This window comes from uncultured Aquimarina sp., from assembly GCF_947500065.1.
In the GTDB taxonomy this organism is placed as follows: Bacteria; Bacteroidota; Bacteroidia; order Flavobacteriales; family Flavobacteriaceae; genus Aquimarina.
This window is the reverse complement of sequence record NZ_CANMQT010000002.1, coordinates 299,891-316,810: the sequence shown is the minus strand read 5'-3', so window position 1 is coordinate 316,810 and position 16,920 is coordinate 299,891. Positions and strand designations below refer to the sequence as shown.

The window sequence follows — 16,920 nt, the reverse complement described above, 5'->3', positions numbered from 1 at the left end:
AAAGTAACAAGTATTAATAGTAAAGCATCCCAAATGAAGAGAATTGTACTTATCCTAATTTTTCTATGTTTACCCATCTCGATTTTTGCGCAGGAGTGTAGCGCATTAATGAAACCTATTTCGCTAAAGGAGCGGATAGCTGAAGCCTCGATTATTATAGAAGGTGTCATTGTCTCTAGTGAAGCGCACTGGGATACCAAAAGGCGAAATATTTATACAGTACATACGATTGAGACTTATAAAAGTTTCAAAGGAAGTACCGGAAATACTCTTAAGGTGGTTACCTTGGGTGGACAGGTTGATGGAGCGATACAGATCACTTCGAGTGCTCCTAATCTATCGAAAGGAACCACAGGGATTTTCCTGATGAAAGATTTTAATAAAGAGATGAATGTTGAAGGCAGACTTTATCAATTGGTTGCTGCTGCTCAGGGTGTCGTAAAGTATAGTAAGTATACAGATGAAGCATCTGATCTTTTTAATAAATATCCTTCTATTGAAAATGAACTGTATGGCAGAATTCAACTTTCTACAAATCGTGCATTCACAAATCTTAAAAACCGTCCGGTTGCTCAATCCAAGTCCTTTGCCAAGGCCGCTCCGATTGTTTATAGCTTCTCACCACTTACAGCAACGGCTGGTACCCAAACAGTTTTAACTATTACAGGTAATAACTTTGGTACAGATACAGGATCTGTTGGATTCTCTAATGCCAATGATGGTGCTTCAAGTTATACAACAGCGCTCGATTCTCAGGTCATCAGTTGGAGTAACACCGAAATTCAGGTGGAGATTCCGTATTTGGCCGGAACAGGAAGTATTGTGGTGACCAATACCGATAATGAATCTCAAACAACAACGGTTCCCTTAACAATTAGCTATAGTCATTTAAATGGCTCAACAGGTACCAATGAATATCCAAATGTACTTCAGGATGATAATGGTAATGGCGGATTTACCTTTGTGTATCATACCGACTTCGATACGAGTTCTGCTAAAACTTATTTTGAGGACGCCTTTGAACTATGGAATTGTGAGTCGAGCATAAATTTTGTTTTTGACGGTACGACAACTACGGATGAGTCTGTAGAAGATGGTGTTAATATTGTACGTTTTGACAATGGAAGTGAACTGGCATCAGGTGTCTTGGGACAGGTGACCACAAGATATCTAGGGTCTTGTGTTTCTACAGGAAAAGCGATTGTAAACGAAATTGATATTACCTGGGATGATAGCACTAATTGGTATTATGGCAACGGTGATCCATCGAGTTCGCAGTACGATTTTAAGACAGTGGCTTTACACGAATTAGGACATGCACATCAATTAGGTCACGTTATAGATACCGATCTTGTTATGCATTACAGTTTAGGTGCCGGAGAGAATAAATACAATCTTGCATCTAACGATATAGCAGCTGCGCAATATGTTATGGGTGAGTTTACAGAGTCACCCGGATGTGGTGTAACACCAATGTCGTCAAATGTGTTGTGCTGTGATGATATAGCTATTAGTTCGCAACCGCAAGATATCAGTATCGGAGAAAATGGTTCCGGGCAATTTTCGGTAACCGCATCAGGTTACGATTCTGTATCTTGGTTTAGTAGTGCAGATGGTAACTCCTGGACTGCACTTTCTGATGATAGCATCTATTCGGGAACAACAACAGCCACCTTGACTTTAAGTAATGTTCCTGCAAATTACGATGGTCTTTTTTACAGAGCTTATCTTGAAAATAATTGTAGTGAATTTCTCAATACAGATCAGGCAACGCTGACGGTTTATGGTTACACAGCGATACCAGACGCTAATTTTGAAGCTGCTTTAGAAGCTTTAGGCTATGACGATATCTCGGGAAACGGGCAAGTACCTACTTATTTAATAGAAAATGTAACCTCATTGGATGTTCAATACTCCAATATTTCTGATTTAACTGGGATTGAAGATTTTACAGCGCTTCAATTCATACAGGTAAGAAACAACAGTTTAACAACTTTGGATTTAAGTGCTAATACCGCTTTAATTACAGTTGCTTTCAGAGAAAATAGCATTGCAACGCTGGATATTAGTAATAGTCCTAACATAACAGATATTTACGGGGCTTTTAACAACTTAACTACAATTAATTTAAGCAATAATACACTACTGGAAGTGTTAGCCATACGAAATAACAGCTTATCAATACTAGATTTAAGTACTAACGCAGCATTAACGCAAGTAAACGTACGTAATAACTCACTAACCAGTATAGACTTACGTAATGGCGCGAATACAATTTTAAGCTCTACAGACTTTACAGGAAATGCAAATCTTACCTGTATACTGGTAGACGATGCAGCTTATAGTACAACCAATTGGACTAATGTAGAGGCTACTACTAATTTTAGTGACACGTCCTATTGCGGGTATACTACAATCCCTGACACCAATTTTGAAGCCGCCTTAGAAGCTTTAGGTTATGACGATATTTCTAATGATGGACAAGTCCCTACCGCTTTAATTGAAAATGTAACTAGCTTACAAATTGGTGATAACTCTATAAATGACGTTACCGGCCTAGAGGATTTTACATCATTAACTGAATTAGATTTCTACCAAATTGGACTGTCATCTATTGACTTATCCAATAATACGTTATTAGAAAAAGTGAGTTTGGATAATAATCCCTTGACTAATATTGATCTTACCGCGTTGGTTAATCTGACGGAGTTGAGTTTAGAGCTAACCGATATTACGGGTATTGACGTTTCTGCCAATACCGCATTAGTTGTATTAGACGTGTCTGATAATGACTTGCTAAATTCATTGAATGTGAGAAACGGAAACAACGCCAATTTTACATTGTTTGATGCCACTAACAATGCAAGTCTTTCGTGTATTTTGGTAGACGATGAAGACTACAGCAATACAAACTGGTCTGGGAACATAGATAGTGAAACCAATTTTACAGAAACTAATTACTGCGTCTATACGTCCATTCCAGATGCTAATTTTGAAACCGCATTAGAAGCTCAAGGTTATGATGATATTTTAGGAGATGGTCAAGTTCCAACAGTTTTAATTGAAGGCATTACAAATTTAGATTTATCTAGTGAGAGCATCGTTGATTTTACAGGAATTGAAGATTTTACAGCTCTAATTGATTTAAATATATCAGACAATAGCATTACAACCTTAGATTTATCGAATAATACAAGTATAAAATATCTTCAGGCCAATTCTTGTGGCTTTACAAGTTTAGATATTTCTCAGAACACCAATTTAGAAGAACTTTCAGCCTATTCAAATTCCTTAACATCGTTAAATACTAATACTAACACTTCACTTAACCATTTAACGTTATACAATAATCAAATTTCAAGCTTAGACTTGTCTTCTAATACAGCTTTGACGTATGTAGAAGTTAACGACAATCAATTAACTGAGTTTAACATTCAAAATGGCACTAATACTTTAATCCAAACATTTGACACTACCGGTAATAGTAATTTATTTTGCATTGTAGTAGATGATGTAGCCTATAGTATAACAAATTGGATAAATATAGATTCGCAAACTAGTTTTAGTGCAGTTGACTGTAACTATACGGCAATTCCTGATGCTAATTTTGAAGCGCGATTGGAAGCACTGGGTTATGATGATATTTCTGGTGACGGACAAGTACCTACAATTTTTATAAACACTGTTACTTCCTTATCTGTACAATCACAATCAATTTCAGATTTAACAGGTATTGAAGATTTTACTGCCTTAGAATCATTAGACTGTAGAACAAACAGTTTAACTAGCTTAGATCTTACAAATAATACAGCTTTAACATCTATAGATGCAAGAAGTAATAATTTAACTTCAATAGATGTATCAAATAACCTAAATTTAACAAGCTTAAAATTAATGAGTAATGGTAATTTAGAAACCTTAGATGTAAGTAACAATCCGCTATTAGAAACGCTAGAATGTTATTACACAAATATATCAAGTCTAGATATTTCAAATAACACAGCTTTACGTATTTTAAATATTTTTGGCACAAATATTTCTGTTTTAGATACTTCTAACAATTCAAACTTAGAGAAACTAGAATGCTATTCTACCAATATTACTAGTATCGATGTTACAAATAATATATCCTTAAATACTTTACACGTTGGCGGTTTGGGACTTACAGAAATAGACTTAAGCAATAATACGCTTTTATCTGAATTAAGACTCAACGGAAATGCATTTACAACCCTTGATTTAAGTGCCAATACTGTTTTAAAAACTGTGGCTTTGCAACAAAATAACTTATCCTACCTTAATATCAATAACGGGAATAATACCAACATTACGGGATTTAATGCGATAGATAATTCTGAGTTGACTTGCATTATTGTTGATGATGCTGCCTATAGTACCACCAATTGGACCAATATAGATTCTCAATCATTTTTTAGTGATACCAACTGTAATTATACAACTATTCCAGATGCAAATTTTGAAGCCGCTTTAGAGGCTTTAGGATATGATGATATCTCCGGAGATGGTCAAGTTCCAACTGAATTAATAGAGGTGGTTACCACATTAGATGCATCTAATAGCTCAATTACAGACCTATCGGGTATAGAGGTTTTTGTTGCGCTTCAAACATTAAATGTTGATTCAAACAGTCTAACATCTTTAGACCTAACAAGTAATTCAAATTTAGTAGAGTTATCTTGTAGCAATAATGTTGATCTAGCTAGTATTGATGTTACAAGTTGTCCACTACTAGAGAAAGTTAGTTCTTCAAATAACATATTTAGTTCCATTGATTTTTCATCTAATATCCTTTTAGAAGATTTATCCGTTACCGATAACGAAAGTTTTACAGATATTGATTTAAGTAATAATACCTTGCTAAGATTACTAACACTTAGTAATTTGGATAATCTTACTACTATAGATTTAAGTTTAAACTCAAGTTTGGATTCTCTTGAAATAAAAAACAACCTTAACCTATCTAAATTAAGCGTAAAAAATGGTGCTAACACTGGTATTGCACAATTTACGGTAAATAATAATGATAATCTAACGTGCATTCAAGTAGATGATGCCGATTATAGTACCACAAATTGGGTAGTAATAGACGATCATGCCAGTTTTACAGAAGCTGAATATTGTAGGTATACATTGATTCCTGATGCTAATTTTGAAACTGCCTTAGAAGCCATAATATATGACGATGTTTCTGGAGATGGCCAGGTACCAACAGCAGAAGTTGAAGCATTAACTTCTTTAGATGTTAGGAGTTTGTCTATCACTAACTTATCTGGTATAGAAGATTTTGTAGGGTTAGAGTCTCTTTATATTAGTGATAATGAGCTAAGTAGTGTTGATTTGTCTAATTTAACGTCTTTAGCAAGATTATGGGCGCTAACAAATAATTTTGAAACCTTAGACATATCAAACAACCCGCTATTAACTGATATACGTATTGAAAATAATAATTTAACCTCTATAGATCTAAGCAATCAACCAGATTTGGGGATTTTACAAATCAACAACAATCAACTTATCTCTTTGGATGTTAGCAACAATCCTTTAATAACAAGATTCAGAGTGAATAATAACTCATTAACTACTATTGATTTGTCTAATAATCCTTCAGTACAAGAAGTTACAGTTAATAATAATGCGTTGCTTTCTTTAAATGTTCAAAATGGAAATAATACAAACATTACTAATTTTACAGCTGATAATAATTATTTGAATTGTATTCTAGTAGATGACGCTAATTATAGCACTACAAATTGGACTACTATAGATACACAAACTTCTTTTAGTGATACCGTTTGTGAAATCGCTTATACTGCTATTCCAGATGCTGTTTTTGAAACAGAATTGGAAGTGTTGGGATATGATGATATTTCTGGAGATGGGCAAGTTCCAACAGCATTCATTGAAGTAGTTACTTCATTAGATGTGAGTAGCAAAAGTATTAGTGATTTAACAGGAATTGAAGATTTTACCGCACTTGTTGATTTAGACGCGGAAGTAAATAATTTAACATCATTAGACCTTAGTAATAATACGCTTTTAGAAACGGTAGATTTAGACTCTAATGACCTTGCTACATTAAGTTTACCAACCAATGGTAGTTTAGTAACCTTTATTTGTAATAATAATCCAAATTTAACTACTGTGGATTTTAGCGGGAATACTAATTTAGAAACAATTCAGTGTAGCAACAATGGATTAACAAGCGTTAATCTCACCGGTTTAAGTGTTCTTAATTCATTGTCATTAAGTAATAACAGTTTAAGTACCGTAGATATATCATCGTCTATAAACTTAGCCACATTCGTTATAGGAGAAAATGCTTTAACAAGCATAGACTTATCAAGCAATACAAGCCTTACTTATCTAAGTATAGAATCAAATGATTTGAGTAGCTTAAACGTAGACAATAACACTGCTTTAGAATATTTAATTTTCTCTAACAATAGCGTTACTTCCATTGATGTTTCTAGTCATCCAGCTTTACTATGGTTACATACTAGTAACAATCCTATAACAACTATCGATGTTTCTAATAATATCTTACTCGAAAAATTATGGGTTAATGACAACCTATTGTCTAGTATAGATATTGCTGGTAATACAGCATTGGTAGAATTTGTGTGTTACAACAATGCAATTACCACACTAGATGCCTCTACTAATGTTGCTTTAGAATGGTTTTTAGTAAATGACAATGCATTGACAAGTGTGAACCTTCAAAACGGCAACAATACAAACATTTCAATTTATGCTAGTAATAATAATCCAGATTTAGCCTGTATGCAAGTTGACGATGCATCATACAGTACAACAAATTGGACAAGTGTTGATACCTCTACAAGTTTTAGTGAGGATTGTTCCTTAGAGTATACCATTGCAATTGATGTCTTTTTACAAGGTGCAGCTTTAAATCCAAATACAGGCGAAGAAAACCTAATGCGAGACGACCTGCGTGTTGCAGGTTTAATACCAACCACAAGTCCGTATGGTGATGGATTAACTTGTGATGCGTCCGTATTCGATACCACAGGCAATAATGCCATCGTAGATTGGATATTGATTGAATTTAGAGATTCAACAGATCCTTCTACAGTAAGCTACTCGCAATCTGCACTATTACAACGCGATGGTGATGTTGTTGATGCAGATGGTATTTCTGATTTAATTATTGCTTTAGATAATGACCTCTACTATATTAGCGTACGACACAGAAATCATTTAGGTATCATGACAGTAAGTCCGGTCACATTAATAAGTGGTCCTATTCACAACGTCAACTTTACCAACGCCACAAACGAGATTACTTACGGTACGAATGCCCAAACGACTTCTGGAATGCCAGATGGCGTAGTGGCCATGTGGGCAGGAGATGCCAATGCCGATGGTATTGTTCAATATTCCGGTAGTGCCCCGGAGACACCGACCATTTTATCTTTTGTGTTGAACCACTCGAGTAACTTTTTGGGCTTACCATCGTGGAGTATTGATGAGTATACCGAAACGGACCTGAATCTAGATCAGACCTCCCAATACACAGGAACCAATACAGATGTCCCTATCATTTTACAGAACGTTCTTGCCAATCCGGCCAACTTTTTAAGCCTTCCTTCGTGGCCTATAGAAGCTCAATTGCCAGAAATTATAGATGCTACCTTACAGGAGCGCAAGAACCTTGAGAAGAAATATAGAAAATAATTCCTAACCCCTTTTTGATATAACATAACTATTTACAAATTATGAAAAATACAACCTATTATATCCTTATAGTAAGCCTATTATGCTGTGTATTTACTACCAGCGCTCAGGGCTATACATTTACCTTATTAGATAATGGAAGTTATAGCTATACGGTGGCAGCTGTATCCAACTTTGATTCCGGATCTTTTTCTCCATTGGCCAACAGCTACGGTTTCACTATAGAGCTTCCTGATGGGGTAGACCTTACGGTTACCGAAGCATTGCCATCTGGAGCTACAGAAACAGTAACTTTTGTAGATGGTTCAAATTTGAATGGTCTTTCTGGTGTGGATGCAGATGTATCCAACTTTGACTATTATTTTATCAATACCGACATTGCCGGTATAGGAATCGGAGCACATACCGATGCACAGCCTATTAACTTACTGACTTTTACGGTTAACGGTGATCCTGCCAGTGGAGAGGTTCGTCTTGTAGATAACGAGAGTTCTCCAGCGAGTTCTTCTGCATTGAATGGAGCTTTGGATAGTTTTTTTCAAGTGGACACGGATGATGATGGCAGTGTAAGTTTTGAGAACAGATATTTGGGTCAAAGTGGAGACAATAACCACGGGTTTAATTTGCTATCCAATCTGGATATTACTTTCCAGGTTATCGATGTATACCCAAATCCAACAACAGATAAGCTTTACATCACAAACAATGTAGAACAGGTTGTTGTATATAACACCATAGGTCAAAAGGTGTTGACAACCGCTAATAATGAGGTCGAAATGGCTTCATTACCAAATGGAATGTACTCGGTACACATCTTTACCGAGAAGGGGGTTGATGTGAAACAAATTCTCAAGAAGTAATAATACATTGATTTCGATAATACGTTAGTATTAACGAAATTAATTTTTGATATAAGCAACAATGATGCAGGTTTTGGTAAAAACGTGTTACGGTTTACATATGCATAACAAACCAAAACAGATGTAGAAAATCATTGTGATAGCTTAAGGCTGATTTGAAAGTATCCCTAAAATTAAAAAACAATAGTATGGTGAAAAGATTGATTGCAAAACATAGACTATCCATAACCTTAATATTGTTTTACTCAGCTATGTTTTATACCATAATGATATTATCTTTTGCTTGATTTAGATAATCTAGTGAGTTGTCAATGGGATTTTGCAAAGAGATAAGGGGCTTTGTAACAGAATAACATTGGCAAGATCACCGCTGATAACTGCCTGGGATTTTTCTGGGCAGTTTTTAAACCAAATAGAAGTCCCAAAGCCTAATAATAATAAACTAATTTTAAACAACTAACCCATATGAAAGCCCCAAAATATGTTTCTAAGACGCTATTTATTGTCATTTTTTTTCAATTCCTTTTGCACTCTTGTAAATCAGATGATGGATATATTTCTATAGAATCTGAGGATGAAGAGATAAGTACTGAACTTTCAGTATTAATATCAGATTATTTTGGCAATTCCATTGATTTTAATGGTTTAGCCAATTATGAGAACCAGGAGATTCCTGCTTATATTACCAAAGATAATACGGCAGCCAATGTGATAACTGATGAAAAGGCTACATTGGGAAGGATATTATTTTATGATAAAAATCTATCCGTGGATAACACCATTTCTTGTGCATCCTGCCACCAACAAGCTTTTGCCTTTGGTGATCAGGTAGCTGTAAGCCAGGGAGTCAATGGAGCAACCGGCAGGCATAGTATGAGGCTGATTAACAGTCGGTTTTCGGATGAGGTCCGTTTTTTCTGGGATGAAAGAGCGGCTACGCTGGAACAACAAACTACTCAGCCTATACAGGATCACGCAGAGATGGGATTTAGTGGACAAGATGGAGATCCGTCACTAAACGATTTACTTGCAAAACTTGCAGATACAGAATACTATCCGGTAATTTTTGAACACGTGTACGGAGATTTGCAAATTACTGAAACCCGACTTCAGGAAAGTATAGCGCAATTTATAAGAAGTATACAATCCTTTGATTCTAGATTTGATCAGGGACTCTCACAGACTAATAATATTAACCAAAACTTTCCCAACTTCACTACGCAGGAGAATCAGGGAAAACGATTATTTATGGATCCACCGAATCAGGGAGGTGCTGGTTGTATGGGATGTCATAGGGCACCAGAATTTGATATTGATCCTCGGAGTTTAAATAATGGCGTTATTGGAGTTTTTGGAGATATATCAGTTACAGACGAAAAAGTAACAAGAGCACCAACACTTCGGGATGTTTTTGGACCAAATGGTTTGCTCAATGGAAATTTAATGCACGATGCCGGCAAAGCATCTATGATTGAAGTTGTAGAACATTATAACGCAATCGACGCAACCGGAAACACGAATCTGGATCCAAGATTGAGAGGTGATCCGGGACAAAATGGTCAGCAACTGAATCTTACCGAAACAGAAATGGAAGCCATAGAATTTTTTATGAAAACTCTTACAGGAAATGATGTATATGCCAACGAGAAATGGAGCAATCCTTTTTTAAGTAATTAATTGATGTTAGGCATTTAGACAGAAAATTTAATTAAAGGATTTTTGATGGATCCGAATTTCATTACATAATTGAAAATCCTTTGAAAAAACAAAAAACCCGAACAAACGTTCGGGTTTTTAAGGTGGTGCCTCCAGGAATCGAACCAGGGACACAAGGATTTTCAGTCCTTTGCTCTACCAACTGAGCTAAGGCACCTCGCTGTAAGCGGATGCAAATATATAACGCTTTTTTTAATCCTCAAAAGAAAAATATAAAAAAATCGTTTTGTATTTTTACCAACTTGTAAATAAAGGAGTGTAATATGCTGTAATACAGAAGCTGCAATTATCTCAATTATTATCACAAATTTTTTCAGACTTTGGATAAACGATGTCTGATCAATTAAAATAATAAAAATAGATAGATGAATCTGGTTATTGATGTTGGTAATACTTCTATAAAGATTGGTGTTTTTGAAGGAGATTCGATTGTTCATAAAGAAACAATGGAGCCAGAGAGTTTTTTAGAGGTTATTAAGAAAATTCATCACGATTATCCTCTTATCGATCAAGCTTTACTTTCTTCGGTTGCAAGTATTAAAGAGAAAGATGTGAGTTTTGTAAAAGATTTGTTTCGCACAATGATCCTGGATCATACGATACATATGCCTTTTAAAAACTTATACGCAACACCTACTACTCTTGGAGTGGATAGGTTAGCTCTAGTAGCAGCCGCTATTCATCAGTTTCCTAGAAAAGATGTATTAATAATCGACGCAGGAACCTGCATTACGTATGATTTTAAAAATAAACAAGGAGAATATTTAGGTGGAGCGATAGCACCAGGTCTTAGATTAAGATATACTAGTTTAAATAATTTTACTTCAAAATTACCTTTGCTAGATTTAGAATCCCCAAAAAATCATATTGGAGATACAACAAATCAAGCCATACATTCTGGAGTTGTGAATGGTGTTTTGTACGAAATTAAAGGTACAATTGATGAATATTGCAACACTTACCCAGATTTAACAGTTATTTTAACCGGAGGAGATGCACATTTTTTGTCTAAAAGATTAAAAAATAGCATATTTGCCACCTCTAATTTTTTGTTGGAGGGACTAAATCACATTTTAGCTTTTAATAATAGTCAATGATAAAGAAGATTTTATTAGTAATTCTGGTAATAGTTACCAGTGTATCTTATGCTCAGGAAGGAACTTCCTCTCCATACTCTTTTTACGGAGTAGGATTACAGAAGTTCAAGGGAACAGTAGAAAATAGATCGATGGGGGGATTAGGTATACTTACGGATAGTATTCACTTAAATCTTCAGAATCCAGCATCCTATGGAGAATTACGATTAACTACCTATACATTAGGTGCTAATTATAATGCGTTGAATCTTGATAATGCCGCAGGAGATGATTCTTATAAGGATAATGCATCTTTGGATTACCTTGCAATTGGTATTCCAGCGGGTAGATTTGGTTTTGGTTTTGGAGTTATTCCAGTTAGTTCTGTTGGATATCAAACGAACTCTTTTAATAGTGATGGTTCTGAGAATCAGTTCTTTGGGACAGGTGGTCTTAATAAAGTATTCGTTGCGGCGGGCTTTAAAGTTAACGAGAATTTAAGTGTTGGTTTGGATATTAATTATAACTTTGGAAATATTGAAAACAAAGCGCTTTTAAGACGCCCAGAACTACAATTTGATACTAGAGAAATCAATAATTCTGATTTGTCTGGGGTTAGCTTGTCTTTTGGTGTTGTTTATAAGAGAATGTTAACTGAAAAGTTAGAATTGACAACGTCGATTGTTTCTACTCCATCATTTGAACTAGCATCTGAAAACACTTTAGAGTTAGCGACAGTTCAAGTGGCATCTAATGGAGCAGAAAGAGTTGTGCAAAGACAAGATATAGAGGTCGCTGACAGAGATTTAGATCTTCCCGCAGAAGTAAAAGTAGGAGGAGGAATTGGAGAATCAAAAAAATGGTTTGTTGGAGCAGAATATACATATTTTAATGCTAGTAAATTTGATAATAGATCATTTACAACAGATAATGTAGTGTATGAAAATGCTTCGAAAGTGAAATTAGGAGGGTACTACATACCTAAATATAACTCTTTGACCAGCTATCTTAATAGAATTGTTTATAGAGCTGGATTCAGGTATGAAGAAACGGGTTTAAACATAAATGGACAAGCAATTAATGAGTTTGGCATATCTTTTGGAGTAGGGTTACCAGTTGGAAGACTATTCTCTAACGCCAATGTAGGTTTTGAGTTCGGAACAAGAGGGACAACAAACGCAGGACTGGTAAAAGAGGAATTTTTTAATTTATCATTAAGTTTGTCACTAAATGATAAATGGTTTAGAAAAGTGAAATTTAATTAACTACAATTATACAGCTATGAATACTAAATTTTTATATACAATAGCAGCAGGATTAGTTTTAAGTGCTACAAGTGTTAGTGCTCAAGCTACTGACTGTGCTACGACGGCATCTATAGCCTACGAGCATGCGAAGGTGAAAAATTATGAGGCGGCAGAAGAGCCTTTATGGAAAGTAAGAAAAGAATGCCCTACGCACAGTGTTGCTACTTTTCAGTTTGGAAAAAAATTACTTGAGAGTAAATATAAAAAAGCAACTGGAGCAGAAAAAACTGCTATTGCGAATGATATGATTGCTTTGTGGAAAGAACGTCTTCAGTATTTTCCTGCTAAAACTAAGGTAGGAGATATGTATTCTGATATTGGTCAGATTATGTATAATAATAAAATGGGTACTGCTGAAAGTCAATTTACTGAGTTTGATAAGGCGTATACTGAAGATAAAACAAACTTTAAGAGACCTAAAAAATTATACACGTATTTTTCTTTGTTAGTTGATTTGCAGGCTAGTGGAAAAAAAGAGCTTCAGGATGTATTTAATTTGTATGATAATATTACTGAAAAAATAGAAGAAGAAGAAAGTAAGAAAGCGAAGACAATAGCTACGCTTAGTGAGAAAGAAGAATCAGGTGCAGCGTTGACTTCTAAGGAAAAGAGAAGCCTTAAAAATGCTGGGATAAACCTAAGAGCTTACAGTAAAGTAAAAGGAGGAATCAATCAAAAGCTAGGAGAATTAGCAGATTGTAAAAATTTAATACCTCTTTATAACGGACAATTCGAAGGTAAAAAGACTGATATTAATTGGTTAAAAGGAGCAGCAAGTAGAATGTCTGCAAAAGAATGTACAGATGATCCGTTATTCTTTAAGTTAGTTGAAGCATTGCATAAGGCAGATCCTTCTGCAAAATCAGCATACTACTTAGGAATATTAGCTCTTAAAGATAAAAAAACATCTAAGGCTTTAGAATACTTTAACCAATCAGCGCAGTTAGAAACAAAAGCAAGTGATAAGGCTAAAGTGTATTTTAGAATTGGAGAAGTAGTGAAAAAACAAGGTAATTATAGTAAAGCTAGATCTTACTACAAGAAAGCCCTAGCTAATAAACCTTCATTTGGTACTGCTTATTTAAGAATTGCGACGATGGTTGCTAAAAGTGCTAATAGCTGTGGATCTGATGTATTTAGTAAAAGAGCAGTATATTGGTTAGCTGAAAATTATGCAAGAAGAGCAGGGAGAGTAGATCCTAGTTTAAAGAAAACTTCGGCAGCAGCAGCAGCAAATTATAAAGCAAAAGCACCTTCTAAAACAGATATCTTTAATAATCCTGGAATTACTTCAGTAAAAATAGGATGTTGGATTGGTGAAACGGTAAAAGTACCGAAGCTATAATGCAAAAAAAGAATTTATATATATTATTAAACTTTGTCACAGCGTTTGCTGTGACATTGTTTTTTTCATGTCAATCAAATGTGTCAAAAACTAATAACTATAATATAACAGAAGATGCTCCAGTTGCAGAAGCATATGAGGTGAATCTAAAATATACTGATTCTGGTAGACTTACTGCAATTCTTAAAACCCCCAAAGTAAAAGATTATACAAATAAAAATTTTGGATACCAGGAGTTTCCAGAAGGTATTATTTTAGATATCATTGATAAAGATGGTAAAGTAAGTGTGGTTAAATCAGATTATGCTATTTTTTATAAAAACACGGGACTCATTGATATGAGAGGGAACGTAGATATAAAAACAGCAGATAGCACACATCTTATAGCGCGTCAACTATATTGGGATCAAAGCATAAATTGGGTATTTACGGATCAGCCATACAAAAGTTATCTTCCAGATGGCACTGTTAATGAAGCTGATGGTTTTGATGCTAATCAGGATTTTACTATATTGAATTCTCGCATCAATGAAGGAATAATGTTCATCGAAGAATAAACTTATATGATGAAAATTTTTAGATTTTTTGAGTTCGCTTATCTCGCAATAATGTGTTTTTTCTTATACCAAGCATATGAAGAATGGGGAAAGGAAGATAGCCGAAGCATTTTGTATTTATGTTTTGCAGGAGTAGCAATTTTTATGTTTTTTTTCAAAAGAAATTTCCGGAAAAGATTTGATGCCAATAACAAGAATAATTAATGGAACTACAAATTATAGTAATTGTACTTTCTGTTATTCTATCTGCTTTTTTTTCTGGGATGGAGATTGCCTATATATCGTCTAATAAAATCCATATCGAAATAGAAAAAAAGCAAGATGGATTTCTTGCTAACATACTATCTCGATTAACAAAAAAACCTTCAAAATTTATTGCTACCATGTTAGTGGGTAATAATATAGCCTTAGTAGTTTATGGGTTTTATATGGGCGAGTTGTTAATGGATGTTATTCAAGGGTATTATCCAGATATGGCTGGAAGCATTAACTTGTTGCTACAAACTATCATATCTACTCTAGTCATATTGCTTACCGCAGAATTTCTTCCTAAAGTGTTTTTTCAAATTTATGCAAATACTTTATTGAAGATCTTTGCGCTACCCGCTTATTTCTTTTATTTATTATTTTGGTTTATATCTTCTTTTGTTATCTGGATATCTGATTTAGTCCTAAAGAAATTTTTTAAGACAGATGGAGATGAGGTTCAACTTGCGTTTAGTAAGACTGAATTAGGAGATTATATTAACGAACAAATGGAAACGGTAGAAGAACATGATGAAATTGATAGTGAGATTCAAATTTTTCAGAATGCTCTTGATTTTTCGGATGTAAAATCACGTGAGGTTATGATTCCTCGTACTGAGATTATAGCTGTAGAAAAATCTCAATCTCTAGAAGAGGTTAGTCAGCTTTTTATTGATACTGGCTTGTCTAAAGTATTGGTTTATAGAGGAACGATTGATGATCTTATAGGGTATGTGCATTCTTTTGAATTGTTCAGAAAGCCTAAATCTATAAGTTCCATATTGCTTCCGGTGGTTTTCGTTCCTGAAACGATGTATGTAAAAGATGTGCTTAATCTTTTAACTAAGAAGCATAAAAGTATTGCAGTCGTTATTGATGAGTATGGTGGTACAAGTGGAATTATTACGGTAGAAGACATTGTAGAAGAGCTCTTTGGTGAGATCGAAGACGAGCATGATTCTATAGATCTTATTGAAGAGAAACTAGAAGAAAATCATTATCGTTTTTCTGCGAGAATGGAAGTGGATTACATTAATGAAACCTATAAATTAAATCTGCCAGAAAGTGAATACTACGAAACACTGGGTGGGATGATTGTTAATCACACTGAAGAAATTCCAGAACAAGGAGATGTTGTAAATATTGAGTCAGTAACAATCAATATTATTGAGACTTCCAACACCAAAATTGAAATAGTAGAGCTAAAAATCCTATCAGAGGATTGATATTGTTTCTTACACCTTATTAAAAAAAAAATAGTTCCTATCTTGTTCTTTTAATCAGAAAAAATGAAGAACAATGAGTGAAAAAGTTATCTCAAAAACTAATACTATTCGTTTTGCTTGGTGCTATGCTTTCATAGTGATACTTGATTTGATATGTGGCAGTCTAGAGGGTTTTGAAGTTTTTAGGTATTTTACGAAACCTTCAATTCTAATAGCTTTACTAGTTTTTTTTATTAAAAACAACTCCATGTTAACAAAAGGAGTACGCAGATATATGCTATTAGCTATCATCTTTTCTTTAATTGGAGATGTGTTTTTGTTGTTTGATAAAATGCATTCATTGTTTTTTATAGGTGGTTTGGCTTCTTTTTTAATGGCTCACATTTTCTATGTATTGGTTTTTGCAAAAAAGAGAAATAAAAAGAGGAAAGGAACAGTATTCTTAATTTTTACGTTGGTTTATGGGGCTGTTTTGTTTTGTGTTATTCAAGAAGGTTTAGCAGCATTACTGATGCCAGTTGCTGTATATATGATTATAATTTTAACGATGTCAAATATGGCATACTTACGAAAAGGTATGGTGCCACATATAAGTTATGGTTTAGTTTTTATAGGATCGCTTTTTTTTATGCTTTCAGATAGCCTTTTGGCAATCAATATGTTTCATACGTCATTATTTCTGGGAAATATTCTTATAATGTCTACCTATGCAATTGCACAATTCTTAATTGTATACGGTGTTTTAAATCAGGAAGATAGAGGTTAAATTTTGATTCTGAAGCCTTAGATAATAAGATCTGAAATTTCTTCAAAAATAAAAACCGAAAAAAGTTGTAAAGACTTTCTGTCTTTAATTGGTAATATTCTAATA

The 16,920-nt window shown here is 34.3% G+C and carries 9 protein-coding genes and 1 tRNA gene; 9 read left to right on the top strand and 1 reads right to left on the bottom strand.

Annotated features, from left to right (window positions below):
- Positions 1-33 precede the first annotated feature (33 nt).
- From Q0975_RS06870 to Q0975_RS06860, 3 genes are all read left to right on the top strand, one after another.
- On the top strand, positions 34-7,716 hold the full coding sequence (locus Q0975_RS06870; protein ID WP_299434700.1) for a matrixin family metalloprotease: 7,683 nt from the start codon (positions 34-36) through the stop codon (positions 7,714-7,716).
- A 41-nt stretch (positions 7,717-7,757) separates the two neighbouring features.
- On the top strand, positions 7,758-8,576 hold the full coding sequence (locus tag Q0975_RS06865) for a T9SS type A sorting domain-containing protein (protein WP_299434698.1): 819 nt from the start codon (positions 7,758-7,760) through the stop codon (positions 8,574-8,576).
- A 465-nt stretch (positions 8,577-9,041) separates the two neighbouring features.
- Complete coding sequence (locus Q0975_RS06860) at positions 9,042-10,253, top strand: cytochrome-c peroxidase (protein WP_299434696.1); 1,212 nt, start codon at positions 9,042-9,044, stop codon at positions 10,251-10,253.
- Between the two features lie 123 nt (positions 10,254-10,376).
- Here Q0975_RS06860 and Q0975_RS06855 read toward each other — a convergent pair.
- A tRNA-Phe gene (locus Q0975_RS06855) sits at positions 10,377-10,449 on the bottom strand.
- A 208-nt stretch (positions 10,450-10,657) separates the two neighbouring features.
- Here Q0975_RS06855 and Q0975_RS06850 point away from each other — a divergent pair.
- The 6 genes from Q0975_RS06850 (at position 10,658) to Q0975_RS06825 (ending at position 16,815) form a co-directional block, all read left to right on the top strand.
- A complete protein-coding gene (locus tag Q0975_RS06850; RefSeq protein ID WP_299434694.1) occupies positions 10,658-11,389 on the top strand; it encodes a type III pantothenate kinase in 732 nt (243 codons plus the stop codon).
- Positions 11,386-12,633: a hypothetical protein gene (locus Q0975_RS06845; protein WP_299434692.1), complete on the top strand. Its 1,248-nt coding sequence runs from the start codon at positions 11,386-11,388 to the stop codon at positions 12,631-12,633. Before Q0975_RS06850 ends, Q0975_RS06845 begins: the two co-directional genes overlap by 4 nt.
- A gap of 16 nt (positions 12,634-12,649) precedes the next feature.
- Complete coding sequence (locus tag Q0975_RS06840; protein WP_299434690.1) at positions 12,650-14,020, top strand: tetratricopeptide repeat protein; 1,371 nt, start codon at positions 12,650-12,652, stop codon at positions 14,018-14,020.
- Positions 14,020-14,577: an LPS export ABC transporter periplasmic protein LptC gene (gene lptC / locus Q0975_RS06835; protein WP_299434688.1), complete on the top strand. Its 558-nt coding sequence runs from the start codon at positions 14,020-14,022 to the stop codon at positions 14,575-14,577. The genes Q0975_RS06840 and lptC overlap by 1 nt, the downstream gene beginning before the upstream one ends.
- 203 nt (positions 14,578-14,780) lie before the next feature.
- Positions 14,781-16,049 (top strand): hemolysin family protein, encoded by a 1,269-nt coding sequence (locus Q0975_RS06830; RefSeq protein WP_299434686.1) that lies wholly within the window; start codon positions 14,781-14,783, stop codon positions 16,047-16,049.
- Positions 16,050-16,122: 73 nt separating this feature from the next.
- Positions 16,123-16,815 carry a lysoplasmalogenase gene (locus Q0975_RS06825; protein ID WP_299434684.1) on the top strand — a complete coding sequence of 231 codons (693 nt, stop codon included), beginning with the start codon at positions 16,123-16,125 and terminating at the stop codon, positions 16,813-16,815.
- Positions 16,816-16,920: the final 105 nt, after the last annotated feature.

Bases quoted from the DNA above. Each gene is read 5' to 3' on its own strand.
- Q0975_RS06870 (WP_299434700.1), top strand. From the start codon at position 34: ATGAAGAGAATTGTACTTATCCTAATTTTTCTATGTTTACCCATCTCG.
- Q0975_RS06840 (WP_299434690.1), top strand. From the start codon at position 12,650: ATGAATACTAAATTTTTATATACAATAGCAGCAGGATTAGTTTTAAGT.
- Q0975_RS06845 (WP_299434692.1), top strand. From the start codon at position 11,386: ATGATAAAGAAGATTTTATTAGTAATTCTGGTAATAGTTACCAGTGTA.
- Q0975_RS06850 (WP_299434694.1), top strand. From the start codon at position 10,658: ATGAATCTGGTTATTGATGTTGGTAATACTTCTATAAAGATTGGTGTT.
- lptC (WP_299434688.1), top strand. From the start codon at position 14,020: ATGCAAAAAAAGAATTTATATATATTATTAAACTTTGTCACAGCGTTT.
- Q0975_RS06860 (WP_299434696.1), top strand. From the start codon at position 9,042: ATGAAAGCCCCAAAATATGTTTCTAAGACGCTATTTATTGTCATTTTT.
- Q0975_RS06825 (WP_299434684.1), top strand. From the start codon at position 16,123: ATGAGTGAAAAAGTTATCTCAAAAACTAATACTATTCGTTTTGCTTGG.
- Q0975_RS06865 (WP_299434698.1), top strand. From the start codon at position 7,758: ATGAAAAATACAACCTATTATATCCTTATAGTAAGCCTATTATGCTGT.
- Q0975_RS06830 (WP_299434686.1), top strand. From the start codon at position 14,781: ATGGAACTACAAATTATAGTAATTGTACTTTCTGTTATTCTATCTGCT.